Consider the following 23,024-nt stretch of genomic DNA (forward strand, 5'->3'; position numbering starts at 1 on the left):
AGAATTTTGAAATATAAAATTCTTTTATGCATTTATAATATAATTTGCTTATGAAATAAGAGATTTTTAGGAGATAGTTATGAGTAAAGTGAAAAGAAAATTAAAGAACATAGTAAGAAATATTATGTTGAGTGAAACTTTTGCAAATACAAATTTAGTAAAAAATATGAGGAAAAATCATAAAGAGAAATTAGAAGAAGGAAGAAGAGTTTTATTTAAAGAGCATGCTAAAGATTGTTTAGAAACTATAAAGGAAAATTTAGATAAGAATAATCTTCATTTTTGGCTTGATTATGGAACTTTGCTTGGAGCTATGAGAGAAAAGGATTTTATAGCACACGATTTAGATATAGATTTAGGAATGTTTTACGAAAATCAAGTTGAAGAAGTAGAAAAAGCTTTTAAAGAAGCTAATATAAAAAAAGTTCGTGAATTTACTTTAGATGGTAAGGTAGTAGAGCAAACATATAGCTATAAAGGGTTATACTTTGATATATTTTACTATTTTAAAGATGAAAATCTTATGTGGACATATGGATTTACTTTTAAAAATAATAAACTAAATAAAGTTAGTTATAAAGATAAGGATGTATCAACTGGCTTTGAAGGAATGAAGTATTTTGTTAAGAAGAGAGGCCTTGAAAAAATCATGTTTAAAGGAAAAGAATATACAGTTCCTGAAAATCCAGATGGTTATTTAAGAGAAAATTATGGACCAAATTATATGACACCTATAAAGGAATGGGATTATGTAGAAGCACCAACAAATCAAGAAAAGTTAAAGGGTGGAGACATAGTAATGATAGAATATTATAATTAGGAGGAACTATGAGTAAATCAATATCGAAAAATATAATATTTAAATTCTTATTAAATATTTTTAATGTAGTAGTTCCAATAATTATAGGTCCTTATGTATTAAGAGTTTTAGGACCAGACTTAATGGGAACAATAAACTTCTCCCAAACAATATATGGATACTTTTTCATATTTGCAGGTTTTGGAGTATATCAATATGGTTTAAGAGAAATAAGTAGAGTTAGAGACGATAAAAAAAAGCTCTCACAGGTATATACCAGTCTATTTACTCTAACCTTTATAACAAATATACTTACAACAATTGGGTATGTATTATTTGTTCAGTTTAACTATTCTGGAACAGAAATATATGTTGCTTGTATGATATTAACTTTTAATTTATTAGCTAATATCTTTTATACTGAATGGGTAAATGAAGGATTAGAAAACTATGACTTCATAACAATAAAAACTATTATAATTAGAATTGTTTATGTAGTATTTTTATTTATACTTGTTAGAAGTGCAAATGACTTAAAAGAATATATGATTCTTTTAGTTTTATCAACATTTTTAAATAATATTGTAAGTTTTATATACATAAGAAAAAGAATACCTTTTGATTTTTCTGACTTAAAATTATTAAGGCATATAAAACCTATGTTTTTAGTTGTTATATTATCAAATGCCAATGTATTATACACTCAACTTGATAGATATTTTATAGGAGAGTATATAAATATGGATTCTGTTGCTTATTATACAACAGCGCAAAATATAAGTAACATAATAAATACCTTGTTGCTTACAGTTATTTATGCAACTATTCCAAGAATGTCAAATTATATAGCAAATGAAAATCATGATGAATATAAAGGTTTATTAGATAAAATTTCTAAAATGTATTTTATAGTTCTTTTCCCAGCTGCTATAGGTATGTTGGTTTTAGCTAAAGAGGTAATTCTTATATATGGTGGTAGTAAGTATTTAGATGCTATACCAATGCTTAAGGTTTTTGCTATATATATAATTACTTTAGGATTTGAGACCATATTAAGTAATCAGGTTATGTATATAAGAGGAAAAGAGAAAGAACAAGTAAAGATAACATTTATAGGGGGAGCAGTAAACCTAATATTAAATGTAACATTATTATGGACAGGTTATTTCAATGGAACAAATGCAGTAATAACAACAATGCTAGCTAATATAGTCGTTATTATATTAGAATACTTATATATAAAATTTGTTATGAACTTAGATTTTAACATTTTTAGCCTAGATAAGATGAAGTATCTAGCAATATCATTATTATTTATACCTATAACTTATTTTATAGGAAAATTTATAAGTGGAGTTATACTATTTACTTTAGCAGTAATGATTATAAACCCATTAGTTTATTTCTTGATTTTACTAGTTATTAAAGATGATTGTTTATTAGAAATAATAAATAAATTTACTAAAAAATTAAAAAGATAAAAAATAAAAGGGGGAGTTTCATTGATTAAAAAGTTTATTCTTGCTACAGTTATTACTTTAAGTGTAACTTCAATTAATGTTCTAGCTTCAGAGAATGTAAATGATAAGTCTGATGAAAATAAGTCTTCTACTTTAGTTGGAGAAACTTATGAAATTGTAAAAGAGCCAAATATGTTTTTTTCAATTCCAGGTGATAATGTAGAAAGCTATAAAGATGAAAATGGAATTGAGAGAGAAGAATTTAAAAAGGATAAAGAAGGTCAAGAATCTATAAACAGACTTGTTACAAAGACTAAGAGTAAGTATGAGATAGCATTAGCTCATGAAAATGGGAAATATACATTTTTAGATTCTGCAAACACAAAGGAAGAAGCAGAGAAAAAGGTTGAAAATGCAAGTGAAAAATATAATACTTTTGCAGCAATGCCTGTTGTTTTAAATGATAGTGGACAAGTAGCTTATTCAGAAAAATCAATGGGAAGATTAGTTAAATATAAAAATGGAAGTCCAGCTGGATATGGAGAAATAACTAATATATATGCTAATCCTAATTTAACAAATGACTTTACATATATTAATCATGGTTATGTAGATGATGTTCCAATAATTGAGGATAGAGGAAATGTTGCAAAAATAGAAGTTGGAGGATATGAAGGTTGGGTAAATAAAGATACTAGTTCTGGAAATTATGATTTAGTCATAGTACCATTAAACCAAGTAAAAAATCCAAGTTATTATATAGTTAGAGATGGAGAGTTAATCCATTATATAAGTAGTGATCTTACCAATTATTCTGAAGGTGGATATGAGGTTGTTATAGGACCAGCACCTAATTTCTTAAGTGAAAATGTAAAATATTATAGTTATGATAACAAATATTTTTATAAAGATTTAAGTACATTAATAGGTGATTTACAAAATGATAATCATAATAATTCCGTAAATGCAAATAATCCTTTTTATCCATATTATATGCATTTACCATTTAGAAGTAAAACAACATTTACTGCTGAAGAATTAAATAATTTTATTGCTAAAAAGACAAAATCATATAGCAAATTAAGAGGAACTGGACAAGCTTTTATAGATGCACAAAATAAATATGGAGCAAATGCTCTTTTACTTTTAGGACTAGCGGCTAATGAATCAGCTTGGGGAACATCTCAAATAGCTCAACAAAAAAATAATTTATTTGGAATAAATGCTATTGATTCAAGTCCAGGAGCATCAGCAAATTCATTTGAAACTGTTGAAGGCTGTATAAATGATTTTGCAAAATATTATATTTCTAGAGGATATTCAGATCCAGAAGATTGGAGATATTTTGGAGGATACCTTGGAAATAAGGGTAGTGGAGCTAATGTTAAATATGCTTCAGATCCATTCTGGGGAGAAAAAGCAGGACAAAATGCTTATATAGCTGATTACTGGACAAGTGGAAAAGGAATAGCAGGTTTAAAAGATTATAATTACTATCAGCTAGGCATTTATACAGGGGCTAGTAGTGTTACAAATAAAGATAATGAAAAATTATATGATGTAGGTAGCTTATATACTGAAAGAGTAGAAAAAATAGGAGCTACAACAATTTTAACTAGCAAAGAAAAGATTAATCACAATGGAAAAGAATGTTATGAAATAAATCCAGTTAGAACAACTCCTGTAATATCAAATGGATCACCAGTAGCATTCCCAGGTCCATACGATTGGAATGATAAAGGCTTTGTAGATGCATCAAAAGTTAAGCTTATAAATGAAGGTAAGTATTCTGAAAATGTTATGGGAAAATGGGAATTAAATAATGGCATATGGTACTATTATATAGACGGAAAATATGTTACTGGGTGGAATAATATAGATAATAACAAGTATTATTTTGATCAATCAGGTAAGATGCAAACAGGTTGGCTATGTATAGATAATATATGGTATCATTTTAGAGATAATGGAACAATAGACATAGGTTGGAGAGAAATAGATGGATATTGGTATTATTTTAATAATGATGGAGAAATGCAAAAGGGTTGGCAGACAATAGGTAAATATAAGTATTATTTCAATGATAATGGAGTAATGAATATTGGCTGGAGAAAAATAGATAATATTTGGTACTATTTTAATATAAATGGAGAAATGCAAACAGGATGGTTATTTGAAAATAATATATGGTATCATTTTGAAACTACAGGTTCAATGACTGTAGGATGGAAAAAAATAAATAATGATTGGTACTATTTTAATTCAAATGGAGAAATGCAAACAGGATGGCAAAATATTGGTACTCCAAAATATCATTTTAGAGATAATGGTGTAATGGACATTGGATGGAGAGAAATAGATGGACAATGGCATTATTTTAATGAGAATGGAGAAATGCAAACAGGTTGGCAATATATAAATGGAAATAGTTATTATTTCGATGAAAAAGGAATATGGAAACAGTAATAAAAAGACTGATTAAATTCAGTCTTTTTATTATAGAATAAATTTCTAATATTGATAAATATAACGTAATAAGGTAATATTTAAGTATAAGCAAGTTTATACGCTAATTCAAAAAAAGAGGTGGACAAGTGAAGAGAAAAAGTATTGCATTAGTTCTTTCTTTAGGACTGTTAGGTTCTGTTACTTTAGGTAGCATTGAAACAGTTTATGCTGAAGGAAATAAGAACACAACTAATATTAGTGAAGTAAAAGTTGACAATAAGGTAGAATTAAGTGACAAGAAAAACAAAGAGATAAAAAATGGATGGGAAATTATAAATGATAAGTGGTATTATCATGAAAGTGATGGAAGTTTAGCTACTGGGTTTAAAAAAATAAATGATGAATGGTATCGTTTTGATAATAATGGAGAAATGCAAGTTGGCTGGCAATATATAAATGATATATGGTACCATTTTAGAGATAATGGACCTATGGATACTGGTTGGAGAAAGATTAATAATGATTGGTATTATTTTAATAATGATGGAGAAATGCAAACAGGATGGCAGTCTATAGGAAATAAAAGATATCATTTCAGAGATAATGGAGTAATGGACACTGGTTGGAGATCATTAGGAAGTGATTGGTATCTATTAAACTCAGATGGAGAAATGCAGACAGGTTGGCAACATATAAATAATATATGGTATCATCTTGAAGATGACGGTAAAATGAATACTGGATGGCAAGATATAAATGGAGACAAATATTATTTTAATAATAGCGGCGAAATGCAAACAGGTTGGCAATATATAAATGATATATGGTACCATTTAAGAGAAAATGGACCTGCAGATACTGGTTGGAGAAAAATAAATAATGACTGGTATTACTTTGATAATATAGGTAAAATGCAGACAAGCTGGCAAGATATTGATAACTCAACATATTATTTCAATGATAATGGAGTTATGAGTATTGGATGGAGAACTATAGAAAGTGAATGGTATTATTTTAATAATAGTGGAGAAAAAGAAAGCAACAAAGTTATAGATGATTGGTATTTAGATAAAAATGGAGTAGGAAATAAGATTGTAACTGAAGGTGTATATGGAAAGAGTGGAAAGGGTAGAGATTTAGAATATTATAGAATAGGACATGGTAAAAAGGTATTATTCTCAGTGTTTGGAGTACATGGATATGAAGATGCTTGGAGTGGTGATTCACAAGAACTTAAAATAATAGCTGAAAAGTCAGTAAATAGATTAAGAAGTGAATATAATACTAAAGGAATAGATTTAAGTGAATGGAGTGTATATATTATACCTTCAGCTAATCCAGATGGAAGAATTGATGGATGGACAAACAATGGACCAGGTAGAACTACAGTAACAACTAAGAATGATATAAATAGATCATTCCCTACAGGATTTTCTCCTTTTTATAGTGCTAGAAACTATACAGGACCAACAGCATTAGGTTCTCCAGAGGCAAAGGCTTTATATAGTTTCATAAATAAAACTATGGAAGGAGCAACTGAAAAAGTTCTTTTAGATGTACATGGATGGGAAAACAAAACAATAGGTAATCCTAGCATTGCTAGATATTTTGATAATGAATTTGGCTTTAGAAATATAAATAAATATCCAGGTGGATTTGTAATAACTTATGGAAATGCTATAGGAGCTAAATCAGTTTTAGTAGAATTTCCAGTTCCTTATTCACATCAAGATATATTAAGAAGAGATTTTTCAGGTAAATTTGCTAATGGATTAGTAAATATTCTTTTAAATAACTAAAAATAAGTATAACTAAACTATATGATAGAATTTTAAAAGTAATTTTATCATATAGTTTTTTTATGTTGTTTAAATTTTAATTTATACATAATTTAGATAAATGGTTATAAGAATAATTAACAAAGCATTTATTTTATGTTAAAATTATGAATATATAATTAATTTTTCATGTTTTAATAATTATTGTAAGGGGAGTCTATAATGAAATTTACAAAAAGAAAAATAAAATTATTTAGTTTAACTTGTGCAATTACTACTTTATGTAGTGGATTTGTATTAGGAGAAAATGTACAAGCAGCTAATAATAAGGAATGGAAATTTGAAAATAATAAGTGGAGCTATGTTGATTCTAATAATCTTAGAAGTAAGGATTGGGAGAATATAAAGGGGGATTGGTTTTACTTTAATTCAAAGGGAGAAATGGAAATAGGATGGAAGTATATAAATAAAACTTGGTATCATTTGAGAGAGAATGGCGTAATGGATACTGGTTGGAGAAAAATAAATGGAGATTGGTATTATTTTAATAATAGTGGATCTATGATGACTGGTTGGCAAAATATTAATGGAAGTTGGTACCATTTAAGAGATAATGGTGTAGTGGATATTGGATGGAGAGAACTAGGGGGAGCATGGTACCATTTAAATGAAAGTGGTGCTATGGAAAATGGATGGAAATATATAAATAATGAATGGTATCACTTAAATGAAAATGGACCTATGGATATAGGTTGGAAAAAGATAAATAACGACTGGTATTATTTTAATAATAATGGAGAGATGAAAATTGGGTGGCAAAATATAAATGATACATGGTATCATCTTAAAGAAAATGGAGTTATGGATACAAAATGGAACAAAATAAATGATTATTGGTATTACTTTAATTATGATGGGAAAATGATAAATAACCAATATATTGATGGATGGAGAATAGATAATAATGGGGTAGCTCATTATGAAAAAGCTTTTAGAAATCCAAAGTTAGAAAATAGTAATCAAATAATAGTTGTAACGACAAATAATATGAGTACAAGTTATTGTAATATAGAAATTTATGAAAAGAATGATTCTGGTGAATGGAATAATATTGATAGTACAACTGGAAGAGTAGGAGCTAATGGACTTGCTTACATTGAAAATAGAGTTCAATCAACTAATACTACTCCAGCTGGTGTTATGAGCATAACAGGCGCTTTTGGAGTTAAGAATAATCCTGGAACAAAATTAGATTATATAAAGGTTAATAATAATATGTATTGGGATTTAAATAGCGAAAATTCTACATATAATAGATTGATTAATTATAATCCAGGTGGAGATTATGAGCATTTAATTTCTTATCCTAGACAATATGAATATTCTTTAATAACTGATTATAATCACAATCAGGTTCCAAATAAAGGAGGAGCAATTTTTGTACATTGTCTAGGAAGAGGGGCTACTGGAGGATGTGTTTCGATGCCTAGAGAAAAAATGATTGAAATATTAAAGTGGATAGATCCTAAGAAAAATCCTAAAATTTTAGTTATTCCTAAAGATGATTTAGATGATTATTGGTATTAATACTTAATATAAAATAATCTTAAATAAGAAGTATATATCTAGCAATAATATCAAATTTAAATAGTAATTTTAAAATTAATATTATTAAATAGTTTTAAGAAGTATTAACTTATCTAGTATAAGTTAATACTTTTTTTATTGTAATAAGGAAAATTTTGTGATATTATATTAATGTTCAAAAAATGAACGAAGGGAGAGTTGAGGATGTTATCATATGATATTGAAGTTTTAAAGATTATAAATGATGAATACAATATAAGTCAAAGAAGATTAGCAGAAATGCTAAACATTTCTTTAGGTAAAATAAATTCTTTACTTAAGGAACTATTGACTAAAGAATACATAGTTAAAATTGATATAGATAAGAGAAATGTTAAATATGAATTAACTGAGGCAGGAATTGCATTACTAGAAAATTCATTAGATAAAGTTAAGAGTACAAAGTTATCAATACATAAGCATAAATATCATAAAGTTAAACAAGCTGTTATTTTAGGAGCTGGTGGTAAAGGTGATTTTGGAAAGCCATCTGGTTTTTTAGAGCTTGAAGAATTCAGAATAATTGATAGAATAATTGATATTTTAAAATCAAATGGTATAGAGAAGATTGTTATAGTAAATGGATATAAGAAAGAATACTATGAAGAATTAGCTGAAAAAGATTCAACAATTTTTTGTGTAACTAATTCAAATTATAAATGGACAGGAACAATGAGTTCTTTAGCTTTAGCTAAGGAATATATAGATGATGATTTTATATTGGTAGAAAATGATCTTGTTTTTGAAAGTAGAGCTGTAGAACAAATTATTAAAAATGATAATAGAGATTGTGTTTTAATTACCAATGAAAGTGGATCAGGGGATGAGGCCTTCGTTGAAATAAGAGATGGCTATCTTTTTAAAATGTCAAAAGATGTACACCAATTTAATAAGATTGATGGAGAAATGATTGGTATAAGCAAAATATCTTATAAATTATTTAAAATGATGTTAGAAGAATTTAAACATAATATAAATCCATATATAAATTATGAGTACACTATGTTAGATGTTGCTAGAAATTATAAGGTTGGTTATGAAAAGATAAATGACCTTGTTTGGGGAGAAATTGACAATAAAGATCAATATGAAAAAGTAAAGAAACACATTATACCTATGATAAGAAGAAAAGAAATGCAATATAAAATAGATCAAGTAAAAAGTGCTATAGTTAATGGATTAAAGGTTTCAGAAGAGGAAGTTAAAGAAATAGTACCTGTAGGAGGTATGACTAATAAAAACTATAAGGCTTTTGTAAATGACAAAGCTTATATAGTAAGAATACCAGGATTAGGTACAAGCTCTATGATTAATAGAAGAGATGAAATGATAAACTCTAAACTAGCAGCAGATGAAGGAATAGATGCTAAAATACTTTTCTTTGATGAAGAATCTGGAGTAAAGATTGCAGAACTTATAGAGGGAGCGGAAACTCTTAATCCTGCAACGGCTAAAAAGAAAGAAAATATGGAATTAGTGGTAGGGGCATTAAGAACTTTACATAATTCAGAGATAAAAATGGAAAATAGATTTAATGTTTTTGAGAAAATTGAGGATTATGAGAGTCTTGTTAAAAAGGTTAATGGTACTCTTTTTGAAGATTATTATGAAATAAAAACAAGAGTATTAAAGTTAGAAAAAGTTTTAGAAGATAATGGAATGGAAATAAAACCATGTCATAATGATACTGTTCCAGAGAATTTTGTTAAAGATATTAATGAAAGAATGTATCTAATAGACTGGGAGTACAGTGGATTAAATGATCCTATGTGGGATTTAGCGGCTCACTCAATTGAATGTGATTTTTCAGAGGATGATGAAGAATTATTCTTAAATCTATATTTTAACAATTTAATTGAAGATAAGCATAAGATAAGAATTCTTGTTTATAAAATATGTCAGGACTTTTTATGGAGCATATGGACTATTTTAAAAGAGGCTCAAGGCGATGATTTTGGAACTTATGGTATAGATAGATATAATAGAGGAAAGAAAAACTTAGATTTATTAGATAAAATTTTAATGGGGCAATAAAGTATGAATTTAAAGGAGAGGCAGTATGTTTAAAAGTAATTATAAGGGATATGGTAGTGGAATTATATCTGCTATGGCTTGGGGGCTAGATACTGTTTTAGTTGGAGTTATATTATCCATGGCTCCATTTATAAATACAGAGTCAGCTATAATGTTAGCTCCTTTTGTAAGTACATTTTTACATGATTTTTTTTCAACTTTATGGATGTTTATTTATATGATTTTTACAAGACAAGTTGGAAAACTTTTTAAGTCATTAAAAACTCCAAGTACAAAATATGTTATTTTAGCATCAATATTTGGTGGACCTATGGGTATGACTGGATATTTACTTTCTGTTAACTATATAGGACCATCATATGCAGCTACTATATCATCAATATATCCTGCTGTTGGAGCCGTTTTAGCAGCAATATTCTTAAAAGAAAAAATTAGTAGAAAAGGGTATATTGGATTAACAATAAGTATATTAGGAATAGCTCTTTTAGGATTTGGAAATGATGGGGGAAAAGCTAGCTTAATAGGATTTTTATTTGCTGGGTTAAGCGTTTTAGGATGGGGTTCAGAATCTGTAATATGCTCTTATGGTATGAAAGATGAAGATATAAGTCCTAAGCAAGCTTTACAAATTAGACAGTTTATATCTGCTCTTTTTTCAGGAGTAATAATTCTTCCTTTATTAAAAGCTTATCCATTAGTATTTGAAGTTTTAAAAGGAAATGTTACTTTTGTTATAATAGGAACAGCTTTAATGGGAACAATCTCTTACGTTTGTTATTATACAGCTATTCATAAATTAGGACCAACAAGAGCAATGGGACTTAATATAACTTATGTTGTATGGGCAATGATTTTTGATAAAGTACTATTAGGTCATAATATAACTATTAAAATGGTAATATGTGCTTTAATGGTTATGATAGGCTCATTTGTAGTGGCAACTCAACCAGCACATGAAGAAGAATTAACTAATGTTACTAATACAGCAGTGTAGTTCTTAATAGATATGAAATATATAATAAAGGAAATCAATAATATTTAACTAATTAAGATGGGATTGTAAATACCTTAATATTAGATTGTTTTAAAGAAAAAGAAATATAAAGTAAGTTTTGAGAGAATAATAAAGGAGATTAATAAATGAGAGCAATATTACTAGCAGCAGGAATGGGAACTAGATTAAGACCCCTAACTTTAGATACACCTAAGTCACTTATAGAAGTTAATGGAAGACCTCTTTTAGAAAGACAGATAGAATTTTTAAGAGAAAGAGGAGTAGAAGAAATAATTGTAGTTACAGGTTATCTTGCAGAAAAATTTGATTATTTAAAGGATAAATACGGAGTAAAACTAGTTAATAATGATAAATATGATATATATAACAATATATATACTATGTATTTAGTTAGAGAATATTTAGAGAATACCTATGTGGTTGATGCTGATGTTTACATATCAGAAAATTTCTTATTAGAAAAACCAGAAACATCAATGTATTTTTCTGCCAATAAACAAGGTTTTAAAGGAGAATGGAAACTTAGCTTTGATGAGGATTTAAAGGTAAATGATATAGAAGTTGGAGATGATGAAGGTTATATATTATGTGGAGTATCTTATTGGGATAAGAAAGATACAGATATAATAGTTAAGGAACTTGAAGACATGGTTGAAAATGGCGATTTTAGTGAGTTATATTGGGATGATATTGTAAAGAATAATATTTCTAAGTTAGATATTCGCATTGAAAAGATTTCAGAAAATAGTATTTATGAAATTGATAATTTAGAAGAATTAGACTATGTTAAATCAGTAGTAGAGAAATAATAAAGACAAGCTATTAGCTTAAGTTTTAGCTAATAGCTTGTCTCTTTTTTATATAAATTAAAATAGACTTTAATAATTACTAATAATTTTATAAATTAAAAATAAATTTTTATACATATTATTCTGGTAAATAGAAGAAATGAGTTGCTCTTATAGTACCGTTAACAGGGTCATCTACTGAGACTAGTCTTCTATGAAGAACAGAATCAAAATATTTTTTTTGATTATCAACTATATAAGCATAATCATCATCATACCAATTCATAAATGTAAATGAATGTTTATATCCTGAAAATACTACATCTCCAGGTCTAAGATCACTTGTGTTAGTTGATCTTATCCATCCTCTAGAAAGTAATTCTCTTTCTAATTGATATGTGTTAGCTACATATAGAGGGATTTTAACTCCAGCTCTTCTTAAGGCTTCAGAAGTGAAATAAACACAGTTATTAGTTGTTTCTCCACCGTGAAGGTCTATAGCCGCATAATGAACAGATTCCCTATTATCTTCATTACTCATATAATTAAATAACTTGTATTGAGTATATGAATGAGATCTAGATGGAGAACCGTGCAATACAATTCCATCTTTATTTACATAAGTAGACTCAAACCATTTATCAGTTATCATTACCCCATCTGAATCAAATTTATATATGTTTCCATTAATTGTTTTTTCAGAATCTTGAGCCATTGCACCATTATCATCAAGATAATACCATTTATCATCTGAAATTTTCCAACCTATAGTCATAGGTCCATTTTCACTTAAGTGGTACCAATTGTTATCTAAGAATCTCCAGCCAGTAGCCATAGGCCCATTAGAATTTAAATAGTACCAATTGTTATCTATCTTTTGCCAACCAGTAGCCATAGGCCCATTAGGTTTTAAGTAATACCAATCATCATTTATCTTTTGCCATGAAGTAGCCATAGGCCCATTAGACTTTAGATAATACCAGTCATTATTTATAAATTGCCAACCAGTAACCATAGGTCCATTAGGTTTTAAATAGTACCAATCATCATTTATAGATTGCCAACCAGTAGCCATAGGACCGTTAGGTTTTAAATAGTACCAATCATCATTTATAAATTGCCAACCAGTAGCCATAGGACCATTAGATTTTAAATAATACCAATCACCATTTATAAATTGCCAACCAGTTTCCATGATTCCTTCACTATTGAAATGATACCAATTATCATCAATCTCTTTCCAACCGGTTATTTTTTCATTGTTTAATATATAATACCAATTATTATTTTCATGAACCCAGCCATTATTTATATCAGTCTTTTCTGAAGAAATGTTAGATACTTCTTTAGTTGGCTGAGCAAAAACTGATATGCTTTGCAAGGATAAAGTAAGCGTTAGTATAAGGGTTGTAATAATTCTCCTTCTTTTCATAATAACCTCCAATTTTTATATCAATATTATAGAATTAAAAAAAGTATATTTTAATTTAAATCAATAGTATTAAGCAAAAATAATACTTCTATAAATATATAGAAGTATATAAAAAATTTTATTTTTTATCTTCAAAAATATAATCATGAATTTGCTTAACAGTAACATCTTTATCAAATGCTAAATAATAAACACCATTTATCATTTCACCTTTAGAATACTGATCCATAGGATATCTTTCTTGTTCTAATCCAGAACCACCCATAGAAGCAACTATTTTTGCAAGATTTAGAATTTCACCAGATGAAAGACTAGTAGTTACCATAGGCATAAGTTCGTTTAAGATTGTTGGGTATTTAGCTGGAGAAACTTGATTAAATTTTTCAAATAATTTGCTTAAAACTATTCTTTGTCTTTCAGTTCTCTCACCATCTCCACCAGCAGTGTATCTTATTCTACAGTAAGCTAGGGCTTGTGTACCATTTACATGTTGAACACCAGGTGAAGTTATTAAAGGACAATCAGTATTACTAAGTCTATTTAAATCTTTTATATGATCGTTTATACCAGGACTTGCATCAATTTCATCTTGTCTTATATTTAGATCCATTCCACCAACAGAATCAATTATTTTAGGTAATGATGAGAAGTTAACTGTAGCAAAATCTTTAAGATTTAAGTCAAAGTTTTCATTTAAAGTTTTTAAAGCTAATTCATGTCCACCAAAAGCATAGGCATGGTTTATTTTATCTTTTCCATGCCCTTGAATATCCACATAAGAGTCTCTCATTATTGAAGTTAATTTAAGTTTATTATGTATCTTATCAACTGTAGCTATCATTATAGCATCTGATCTACCATCAGTACCTTCAGGAGCATCAATTCCAAATAAAGCTATGTTAGCTATTCCATCGTATTTAGAAAGCTTTTCGTCTACCGCTTTATCAATTCCTAAATTGTCTTCATTTAAATCAACTTTGTTCACTTTTCCAAGCATAGTTAGTCCATAAGTAGCTACCCCTCCTACTAAACCAACTATTAAAAGCCCTATAATTGAAAGTGCAATTATTAATTTACGATTTTTAGCAGGCTTTTTTGAACTCCTTTTTTTATTAGTTTTTCTTGCCAATGTAAGCATCCTCCCTTTTTAAAATTACAAAACAATTGTAGCATTCTATTGCATAAGTTGTAAAGTTATGGATAAGATTGTTAAAATTTAAAAATAATATTAATGTTATTTTTAAAATATTAAAATTAAAGAAAGGTTATTTTCGCTTAAGATAAAGCGCATAAAATTATAGTTAAAAAATAATATTTTTTTATAGAGTTTAAAGTGAAAAAAAGATTTATAAATAAAAAAGAATATTTATCAAATATAAATTTTGATAAATATTCTTATATTATAAGATATTATATTTTAAGCTGTAGCAGTTTCTCTTGTAGGAATAATGCTTGGTATTATAAATCCTACTAAAGCAGGTACTACCCAACCAAATCCCTTAGAGTATAGTGGAAGAAGAGAAACTAAGTTTTCTACTCCAGGTATAAAGTTACCTAGTGTTATTAATATACTAACTACTAAAGTAACATATACAGTAACCTTATGAGTAAGTGGGTTAGTTATTCTCTTATGGAATAGATTTAATAATATAAGAACTATTGTTACTGGGTAGATTACACCAAGTAAAGTAGCTGATAATGATATTATTTTATCTAATCCCATACTAGCAACTAATATACTAGTTACTGTCATTAATAAAACGTTAAATTTATATGGTAATTTACCATTAGAAACTCTTTCAAAGAAGCTTCCACCAGCAGAAAGTAATCCTATTGAAGTTGTTAAACAAGCTAATGCCATTGATACACCTATTAATATTGCACCTGCATGTCCTAGAATACTTTCAGCAACAAAAAGTAATAATTGAGAATTTGATAAATCTAAAGCTAAATCCCCAGTATGAGCACCAAGGAAGATTAATCCACCATAAATTATTGCTAGTCCTCCGATTGCAATAACTGCTGCTTTAATAAGTAATTTAAAGCTAGCTTTACCAGTATATCCTTTAGCTTTTATTGAACCTAATATTATTGAAGAGAATATAACAGCTGCAATTGCATCCATTGTTTGATATCCTTCAAGTAATGATGTAGAAAGGGCATCAGGAGTATATGATTTTGTTAAAGCGTCTATTGGACTAAGAACTCCCTTAGCTATTAAGAAAAATAATATAGCTAATAATATAGGAGTTAAAAATTTACCTAAAACATCTATAACTTTTGATGGCTTTAATACAAAGATTAAATTAACTAAAAAGTAAACAACTATTACTGCAAAGTAATTTATATTTGCAAAGTTAGGAGCAAATGCTAATTCAAATGTAGTAGCTGCTGTTCTAGGAATAGCTAATAATGGTCCAATAAGTATAAATAATGCTATTGAATATATTAATGAGAATTTTTTACCTACTTTATCTCCAAATAATTCAAACTTACCGTTAACTCTCATTGAAGATAATATACCAAGTAGTGGTACTCCAACTCCAGTTATTATAAATCCTATAATCCCTAAATAGTAATCTGCACCTAAATTTCTTCCTAATAAAGGTGGGAAAATAAGGTTACCAGCCCCCAAAAACATTGAGAATAGTGCAAAGCCGATTACTAAAAAATCTGATCTTTTGTTATTCATAATATACACCCCGTCTTTCTTAAACAATCAAATTAATATTTACATTTAAAATTATTATTTAAGATATAAGAGATAAATAATTTTAAAATATATTGATTTATAATTTGATTTAAAAAATTTTTATATAGTATTTTGCTAATATTCTTTTATTAAATTTTTATTTTATTTTTAAAAGTTATAATACTATATTATCATAATGTTAAGAAAAATCAACAAAAATATTTTATATATAAAATTGTGGAAATATAAACTTGATAATTTGATAAAAAAATAGCTGTAATATTAAATTAATGTTAAAATGGATATTAAAGGGATAATTATAGAATTCATCTTAATAATAAGTAAAAGAAATAAATAATCTTGACTAAAGAGTAAAAAATGATAAAATAACATTAAAGTTTAATATAAAATATCAATGACAAGAATTAGTAAACTTAAAAACAAACTTTAAGAGAGTCATATGTTTGCTGGGAGTATGATAGTTATGATTAAGTTGAATGGATCTTCGAGATGTTTAGAGGAATTTTAGTATTCTAAATCGTAATTCTTACGTTACAAGAAAGAGATACAAAGAATTTTCTTTGTAACATTAGGTGGTACCGCGATATATTCGTCCTATAAGTCTTATGACTTATAGGACTTTTTTATTTTAAAAGAAAATAGCTATTTAAGAAATAAAAAGATTAATTAAATTTTTATAAAGGAGGTGTATCTGATACTTCATTTGATTTTTAGAAGCATCAGAAAAACTAATGGAAGATAAGAAAAAAATTATTTTTAGTGGAATAAAGCCATCAGGTGATTTAACATTAGGAAATTACTTAGGCGCTATAAAAAACTGGACTAAATTACAAGAAGAATATGATTGTTATTTCTGCGTTGTTGATTTACATGCCATAACAGTAAAACAATTACCAGCAGATTTAAGAAGAAGAACTTTAGAAGTTTTAGCTATATATATAGCATCAGGAATAAATCCAGATGAAAATACATTATTTATACAATCACATGTACCAGCTCATTCAGAAGCTTCATGGCTTTTAACATGTAATTCTTATATGGGTGAATTAAGCAGAATGACTCAGTATAAAGATAAATCAAAGAAAATGGGAGATTCAATAGGGGCAGGATTATTTAATTATCCAGTTCTTATGGCAGCTGACATACTTTTATATAATGCAGATCTTGTTCCAGTGGGAAAAGACCAAATGCAACATTTAGAGCTTGCTAGAGATATTGGTACTAGATTTAACAATTCTTATAGCAAAACATTCACTATACCAGAAGGTTATGTTCCAAAAGAGGGAGCAAAAATAATGGATTTACAAGATCCAAGCAAAAAGATGTCTAAATCAGATGCTAATCCAAATGGTTTCATATTAATAATGGATGAACCTAACGTTATAAGAAAGAAAATTTCAAGAGCTGTAACAGATAGTATTGGTGTTGTAAATTATACTGATGAACAGCCAGGCGTTAAGAATTTAATAAATATTCTTTGTGCAATAAAAGGATATACTCCTGAGGAAGTTGTAAAAATGTATGATGGCAAAGGATATGCTGAATTTAAAAATGATGTAGCAGAAGCTATAGTTGAAGAGTTAGCTCCAGTTCAAGAAAAGGTTAAAGCTTTATTAGGAGATAAAAAAGCTTTAGAGGAAATATACAAAAAGGGTGCAGAAAAAGCAAATTATGCTGCAATGAAAACTCTTAGAAAAATGCAAAAGAAAATAGGATTAATCCCAAGATAGGAGTTAAAACTCTAAAATAGAAAATTCATCATATATAGCTTAAAGATTATTGAATTTCATGAAGAATTTTTATTGTTTTTTACATGAATTTATCTAAATCTGAAAAACTCGCTTCGCTTCAAACAGTTTCAGATTTTTAAGGATAAATTCATTCCAAAAACAATTAAATTCTAATCATTCATTCAAATATCATTTCGCTTATATATGATGAATTTTTTTATAGAGTTATATGGAAAATAATAGATTCTAATCACTTATTCAAATATTACTTCGCTTATATCTAGTGAACTTTTTTATACAATAAAGTTGTTATTTCCTTTAATTTGTAAAAATGATACAATAAAGAAAATTAATAATTTGTTAAGTGATTTTATGGATAATTTGCTTTGAGCAGGGTGAACAAAGGAGGATTTATGATTATTAGATTGATTGTATGTATTTTGATATTAGGTGGTTTAATTATTTATAGGAATAATAAATTAAAAACTATTAAGTTAGAAAAGAAAAAAACAGATTCAAAAGTTATTAGTTTATTATATGATAAGCTATCAAACGTATTATTAATATTTTCCGCTTTTGATATGGTAATTGGAGTTATGGCAAGAGAAGCTAATAATATTACATCAACTATATGGAGAGTATTAACTATTATTTTTTGTTTTGGAATGTTTATATATGTTACAAAGGAAAGTATTAAAAGTACTTTTATTATAAGAAAAAATGATTTTATCCTTTTTGTAAATGGAGAGGAAAAGATTAATTTTCATGATGTTAAAGAAATTAATATAATTAATACAGCTAATAAGTATGTTTACTTAATTACTATATTCTTAAAAGATGGTAGAGAATATAGTATTAAAGGAAGAGATCAATATGAAATGAATAAGGTAGTAAGATTAATTAATGAAAAGATTGGTTATAAATCTTTGAAAGAAGAGTTAGCAAAAGCTTAATATTATTAATGGAAATTAGTATATATGATAAACTTTATTAGAAGGTTTATTATAATTGGGAAAAGTAAGAGGGGGAATTGGGATGCCACCATTAAGTTTGCTTATTAAGCCAGCTTCTAGTGGATGTAATTTAAAATGCACTTATTGTTTTTATCATTCTTTAAGTGATAATAGAAATGTTAAGAGCTACGGAATTATGAGAGATGAAGTTTTAGAAAGCATGGTCAAAAGGGTTTTGAATGAAGCTAATGGACATTGCAGTTTTGCTTTTCAGGGAGGAGAACCTACCTTAGCAGGATTAGAATTTTTTGAAAAGTTAATGGAGCTTCAGAGAAAACATAATTATAAAAATTTAAAAATATATAATAGTTTGCAAACCAATGGAACTTTAATAGATGAAAGTTGGGCAAAGTTTTTAAGTGAAAATAAATTTCTTGTGGGACTATCTATGGATGGACCTAAGGAAATACACAATTTAAATAGAAAAGATTGTTGTGGTTTAGATACCTTTAGTAAGGTAGAAAGGGCAGCGGAGTTATTTAAAAAGTATAAGGTTGAATTTAATATATTATGCGTTGTGACCTCTAATACAGCTAGGCATGTAAATAAAGTATATAAATATTTTAAGGAAAAAGATTTTAAATTTCTTCAATTTATAAATTGTCTTGACCCATTGTACGAGGAAAAAGGTAAATATAATTATTCTTTAAAGCCAAAGGATTATACTAAGTTTTTAAAGAATTTATTCGACTTTTGGTATGAAGATTTTCTAAATGGAAATAGAGTAAGCATTAGATATTTTGATGGTTTATTAGAAACAATTTTATTAGGAAAGTCATCATCTTGTGGAATGAATGGGACATGTACCTGTCAGTTTGTTGTGGAAAGTGATGGGAGTGTTTATCCTTGTGATTTTTATGTTTTAGATAAATGGAGACTAGGCAACATACAGGATATGACAATGAAAGAATTATTTGAAACCAATAAAAATCATGAGTTTATAAAATTATCATTTAAAGTTCATGAAGAATGCAAAAAGTGCAAGTGGTTTAGACTTTGTAAAGGTGGATGTAGAAGGTGCAGAGATTCAAAGGAAGATTCAGCTTTAGAGTTAAACTACTATTGTCAAAGCTACAAGGAATTCTTTGAATATGCCTTTCCAAGGCTAATAAATGTTGCCAACAATATTAAATAATAATTAAGGTAGTGTTTTACCACTTAATTCATAACTTTTATTATAAGTGTTAATGATTATAAAAGGACTTGTATAAAAATAACTCTTTATATAGTCTTTTTATTTTTTTTATTAACATGGACTTAACCTTAGCATAATTTCCTTTTAACATTGAGAAGATAATATAAGAGTGTACTCAATATTAACTGAGATTTTGGAGGTAATTTAAATATGTTTAAAAAGAGATTAATAGCAATTATAGGTACTATATTTATAGGTGCAACAGCCATGGTTGGATGTAATTCTGGAGGAAGCGAAGCAAAATCTACAAATTCAGTTAGTATATCTGGATCAACTTCTGTGGGGCCAGTTATGGAAGCAGAGGCGGAGGCTTTTAAGACTAAGAAACCAGATGTATCTATAGAAATAAATCAAATAGGATCATCAGCAGGTATTAAAAATGCTATGGAGGGAGTTTCAGAAATAGGAATGGCTTCCCGTGACCTTAAGGGAGAAGAAAAACAAGCAGGACTTAAAGAAGTAGAAATAGCTTATGATGGAATAGCTTTAATAACACATAAAAATAATCCAGTGAAGGATTTAACATTAGTTCAAATAAAAGACATATATACAGGAAAAATAACAAATTGGAAAGAACTTGGAGGGAATGATGCTCCAATAGTGGTTGTTTCTAGAGAGGATGGATCTGGAACAAGAGATGCTTTCCAAGAAATAGTAGGATTTAAGGCTGAAGAGTTAACTGTTAATTCTCAGATATCAGATGGATCAGGAAATATCAAGTCCTTAGTTCAAGGTAATGAAAATGCAATAGGATATATATCTTTTAGTTATGTTGATGATAGTGTAAGTGCAGTAAAGGTTGATGGAGTTGAAGCAACACCGGAAAATGTTTTAAATAAATCTTACAAAGTTTCAAGACCTTTCTTAGCAGTATATAAGGAAGAAAATTTAACAGAATCAGGTAAGAGTTTTATAGATTTCATATTAAGTGAAGAAGGGCAAGACATAGTAGCTAAAGAACACTTAATAAAAGTAAAATAGTTCGCTTATATATTTAATATACATTTAATCCTAAGAATAGATTATTTATATTCTTAGGATTTTTTTATTATATTTTTTTACATAGATTTAACATAGAAATAATATTAACTTAACCTAAGAGAAATAAGATTAATCTTGTAAGCGAAACAAAAATATAAAATTAAATAAAAATAAATTATTAGATTTTAAAATGTATATTAAATTTATATAAGCGGAGGAAAAAATGAATAGGAGAAGAGTAGTAATTGCATTAAGCAGTATTTTAGCAATGGGCTTTTTATTAACAGGATGTGGTGGAGGATCAAGAGCTAATATAATAAAAATTTCAGGCTCAAGTTCAGTAGGACCATTAGTAGAGGCTGAAGCAGAAGTTTTTAAAAAGGAGATGCCAGATATTACTGTTGAGGTAAATCAATTAGGATCATCAGCAGGAATAAAAGATGCTATAAATGGAACTGTAGAGATAGGAATTTCTTCAAGAGATTTAAAGGAAAAGGAATTAGAATCTGGAATTAAAGAAAAACCTATTGCCTATGATGGGATGTCAGTAATAATTAACAATGAAAATCCAGTTCAAAACCTTACAATGGAGCAGATTAGAGATATATATACAGGAAAAATAACAAACTGGAAAGAGGTTGGTGGAGAAGATACTCCAATAGTATTAGTTTCAAGGGAAGATGGATCAGGAACAAGAGATGCCTTCCAAGAAATTGTTGGATTCAATTCAGAAGAAATAAGTCCACAGGCTCAAATTTCAGATGGTTCTGGAAGTATTAAAACAATGGTAGCAGGAAATAAGAATGCAATAGGATATATATCCTTTAGTTATGTAGATGATTCAGTGCACGCTGTTAGTATTGATGGAGTAAAGCCTACAGCTGAAAATGTACAAAATAAAAAGTACAAGCTATCAAGACCATTTTTATTAGTATATAAAGAGGAAAATTTAAATGAAAATTCGAAGAAATTTATAGATTTCATAATGAGTAAAGAAGGACAAGAAATAGTTGAAGAAGATGGATTAATAAGTGTAACTTAATACTTATTTATTAAAGAGAATTAATTTAAGAAAAATGTCAAAGATATATTTATTGGAGATTAATTTAAGGTGGAGGTAAATATGGAAGCTAAAAGTCAGAATAATAAGAGTAAATATTTCATAGAAAGCTTAACTGAAAAGATATTTTTAATTAGTGCCTCAGTAGCTGTAATAAGTTTACTTTTAATAATAGGATTTGTTTTTTATAAGGGATTAAGACCCTTCATAATAGAAGGATATTCTTTCTGGGATTTCATATTTGGTACACAATGGATACCAAGTGCAAATAAATATGGAATATTACCTATGATTGTGGCTTCTTTAGGTGCTACAATAGGAGCTTTATTAATAGGTGTTCCTGTGGGAATATTAACATCAATATTCATAGCAGAGATAGCACCAAAGAAAATAGCAAAAATTATGTCAGGAGCAGTAGAACTTTTAGCTGGAATCCCTTCTGTTTTATATGGAGTATTTGGATTAGCAATAATAGTTCCTACAATACAAGAGGTATTTAATTTACCTAAAGGACAAAGTTTGCTAGCTGTAATAATAGTATTAGCAATAATGATGTTACCAACGGTAATAACAGTATCAGAGACTGCTATAAGGGCTGTACCTAATGCATATAAAGAAGGATCATTAGCCTTAGGAGCATCAAAAACTGAAACAATATTTAAAGTTATTGTACCAGCAGCCAAATCAGGAATAATGACAGGGGTAGTATTAGGAATAGGTAGAGCAATTGGAGAAACAATGGCAGTTATATTAGTAGCGGGAAATACACCTGTTATTCCAAGTTCTATAATGGATAGTGTAAGACCTCTTACAACTAATATAGCCTTAGAAATGGGTTATGCATTTGGAACTCACCAAGAAATGCTATTTGCAACAGGGGTAGTATTATTTACATTCATATTAATACTAAACTTAGTACTTAGTAAACTTTCTAACAAGGGCGGTAAATAAA

17 protein-coding genes and 1 other annotated feature are annotated in these 23,024 nt (G+C 27.9%); of the genes, 14 read left to right on the plus strand and 3 right to left on the minus strand.

The window, feature by feature from the left end; all coding sequences use genetic code 11:
• The first annotated feature begins 79 nt into the window (after nt 1–79).
• The 8 genes from CPF_RS03025 (at nt 80) to CPF_RS03060 (ending at nt 11,969) form a co-directional block, all read left to right on the plus strand.
• The gene (locus CPF_RS03025; RefSeq protein WP_003448712.1) at nt 80–820 is read left to right on the plus strand and encodes a LicD family protein; all 741 of its coding nucleotides are present in this window, start codon (nt 80–82) and stop codon (nt 818–820) included.
• Between the two features lie 8 nt (nt 821–828).
• Entirely contained in the window at nt 829–2,280 is a 1,452-nt protein-coding gene (locus CPF_RS03030) for a flippase (RefSeq protein ID WP_011590273.1), read from the plus strand.
• Nucleotides 2,281–2,301: 21 nt separating this feature from the next.
• Nucleotides 2,302–4,725 (plus strand): glucosaminidase domain-containing protein, encoded by a 2,424-nt coding sequence (locus CPF_RS03035; protein ID WP_003460505.1) that lies wholly within the window; start codon nt 2,302–2,304, stop codon nt 4,723–4,725.
• A 128-nt stretch (nt 4,726–4,853) separates the two neighbouring features.
• Nucleotides 4,854–6,506, plus strand: a complete 1,653-nt coding sequence (locus CPF_RS03040) for a cell wall-binding protein (protein WP_003460499.1) — start codon at nt 4,854–4,856, stop codon at nt 6,504–6,506.
• 201 nt (nt 6,507–6,707) lie between these two features.
• On the plus strand, nt 6,708–8,072 hold the full coding sequence (locus CPF_RS03045; RefSeq protein ID WP_011590274.1) for a L,D-transpeptidase family protein: 1,365 nt from the start codon (nt 6,708–6,710) through the stop codon (nt 8,070–8,072).
• Nucleotides 8,073–8,276: 204 nt separating this feature from the next.
• A complete protein-coding gene (locus tag CPF_RS03050; RefSeq protein WP_011590275.1) occupies nt 8,277–10,145 on the plus strand; it encodes a phosphocholine cytidylyltransferase/choline kinase family protein in 1,869 nt (622 codons plus the stop codon).
• Nucleotides 10,146–10,170: 25 nt separating this feature from the next.
• Complete coding sequence (locus tag CPF_RS03055; RefSeq protein ID WP_011590276.1) at nt 10,171–11,139, plus strand: DMT family transporter; 969 nt, start codon at nt 10,171–10,173, stop codon at nt 11,137–11,139.
• A gap of 146 nt (nt 11,140–11,285) precedes the next feature.
• Nucleotides 11,286–11,969 carry an NTP transferase domain-containing protein gene (locus CPF_RS03060; protein WP_011009940.1) on the plus strand — a complete coding sequence of 228 codons (684 nt, stop codon included), beginning with the start codon at nt 11,286–11,288 and terminating at the stop codon, nt 11,967–11,969.
• Nucleotides 11,970–12,087: 118 nt separating this feature from the next.
• On the opposite strand, the gene CPF_RS03065 is transcribed toward CPF_RS03060, so the two are convergent.
• From CPF_RS03065 to brnQ, 3 genes are all read right to left on the minus strand, one after another.
• Nucleotides 12,088–13,380: an N-acetylmuramoyl-L-alanine amidase family protein gene (locus tag CPF_RS03065; RefSeq protein ID WP_011590277.1), complete on the minus strand. Its 1,293-nt coding sequence runs from the start codon at nt 13,378–13,380 to the stop codon at nt 12,088–12,090.
• Between the two features lie 118 nt (nt 13,381–13,498).
• A complete protein-coding gene (locus tag CPF_RS03070) occupies nt 13,499–14,509 on the minus strand; it encodes an LCP family protein (RefSeq protein ID WP_003453510.1) in 1,011 nt (336 codons plus the stop codon).
• Between the two features lie 288 nt (nt 14,510–14,797).
• Entirely contained in the window at nt 14,798–16,072 is a 1,275-nt protein-coding gene (brnQ, locus tag CPF_RS03075) for a branched-chain amino acid transport system II carrier protein (RefSeq protein ID WP_003453506.1), read from the minus strand.
• A 406-nt stretch (nt 16,073–16,478) separates the two neighbouring features.
• Nucleotides 16,479–16,693, plus strand: a binding site (T-box leader).
• 131 nt (nt 16,694–16,824) lie between these two features.
• Here brnQ and trpS point away from each other — a divergent pair.
• The 6 genes from trpS (at nt 16,825) to pstC (ending at nt 23,023) form a co-directional block, all read left to right on the plus strand.
• Nucleotides 16,825–17,823 carry a tryptophan--tRNA ligase gene (gene trpS, locus CPF_RS03080; protein WP_003476922.1) on the plus strand — a complete coding sequence of 333 codons (999 nt, stop codon included), beginning with the start codon at nt 16,825–16,827 and terminating at the stop codon, nt 17,821–17,823.
• A 413-nt stretch (nt 17,824–18,236) separates the two neighbouring features.
• Nucleotides 18,237–18,776, plus strand: coding sequence for a hypothetical protein (locus tag CPF_RS03085; RefSeq protein WP_011590279.1), 540 nt, complete (start codon nt 18,237–18,239; stop codon nt 18,774–18,776).
• 82 nt (nt 18,777–18,858) lie between these two features.
• Nucleotides 18,859–19,971 (plus strand): anaerobic sulfatase maturase, encoded by a 1,113-nt coding sequence (locus CPF_RS03090; RefSeq protein WP_011590280.1) that lies wholly within the window; start codon nt 18,859–18,861, stop codon nt 19,969–19,971.
• A 210-nt stretch (nt 19,972–20,181) separates the two neighbouring features.
• On the plus strand, nt 20,182–21,012 hold the full coding sequence (locus tag CPF_RS03095) for a phosphate ABC transporter substrate-binding protein (RefSeq protein WP_011590281.1): 831 nt from the start codon (nt 20,182–20,184) through the stop codon (nt 21,010–21,012).
• 223 nt (nt 21,013–21,235) lie between these two features.
• Nucleotides 21,236–22,054 (plus strand): phosphate ABC transporter substrate-binding protein, encoded by an 819-nt coding sequence (locus CPF_RS03100; RefSeq protein ID WP_011590282.1) that lies wholly within the window; start codon nt 21,236–21,238, stop codon nt 22,052–22,054.
• Between the two features lie 81 nt (nt 22,055–22,135).
• On the plus strand, nt 22,136–23,023 hold the full coding sequence (pstC, locus tag CPF_RS03105) for a phosphate ABC transporter permease subunit PstC (protein ID WP_003453504.1): 888 nt from the start codon (nt 22,136–22,138) through the stop codon (nt 23,021–23,023).
• Nucleotide 23,024: the final 1 nt, after the last annotated feature.

Source organism: Clostridium perfringens ATCC 13124 (assembly GCF_000013285.1).
Taxonomy (GTDB): domain Bacteria; phylum Bacillota; class Clostridia; order Clostridiales; family Clostridiaceae; genus Sarcina; species Sarcina perfringens.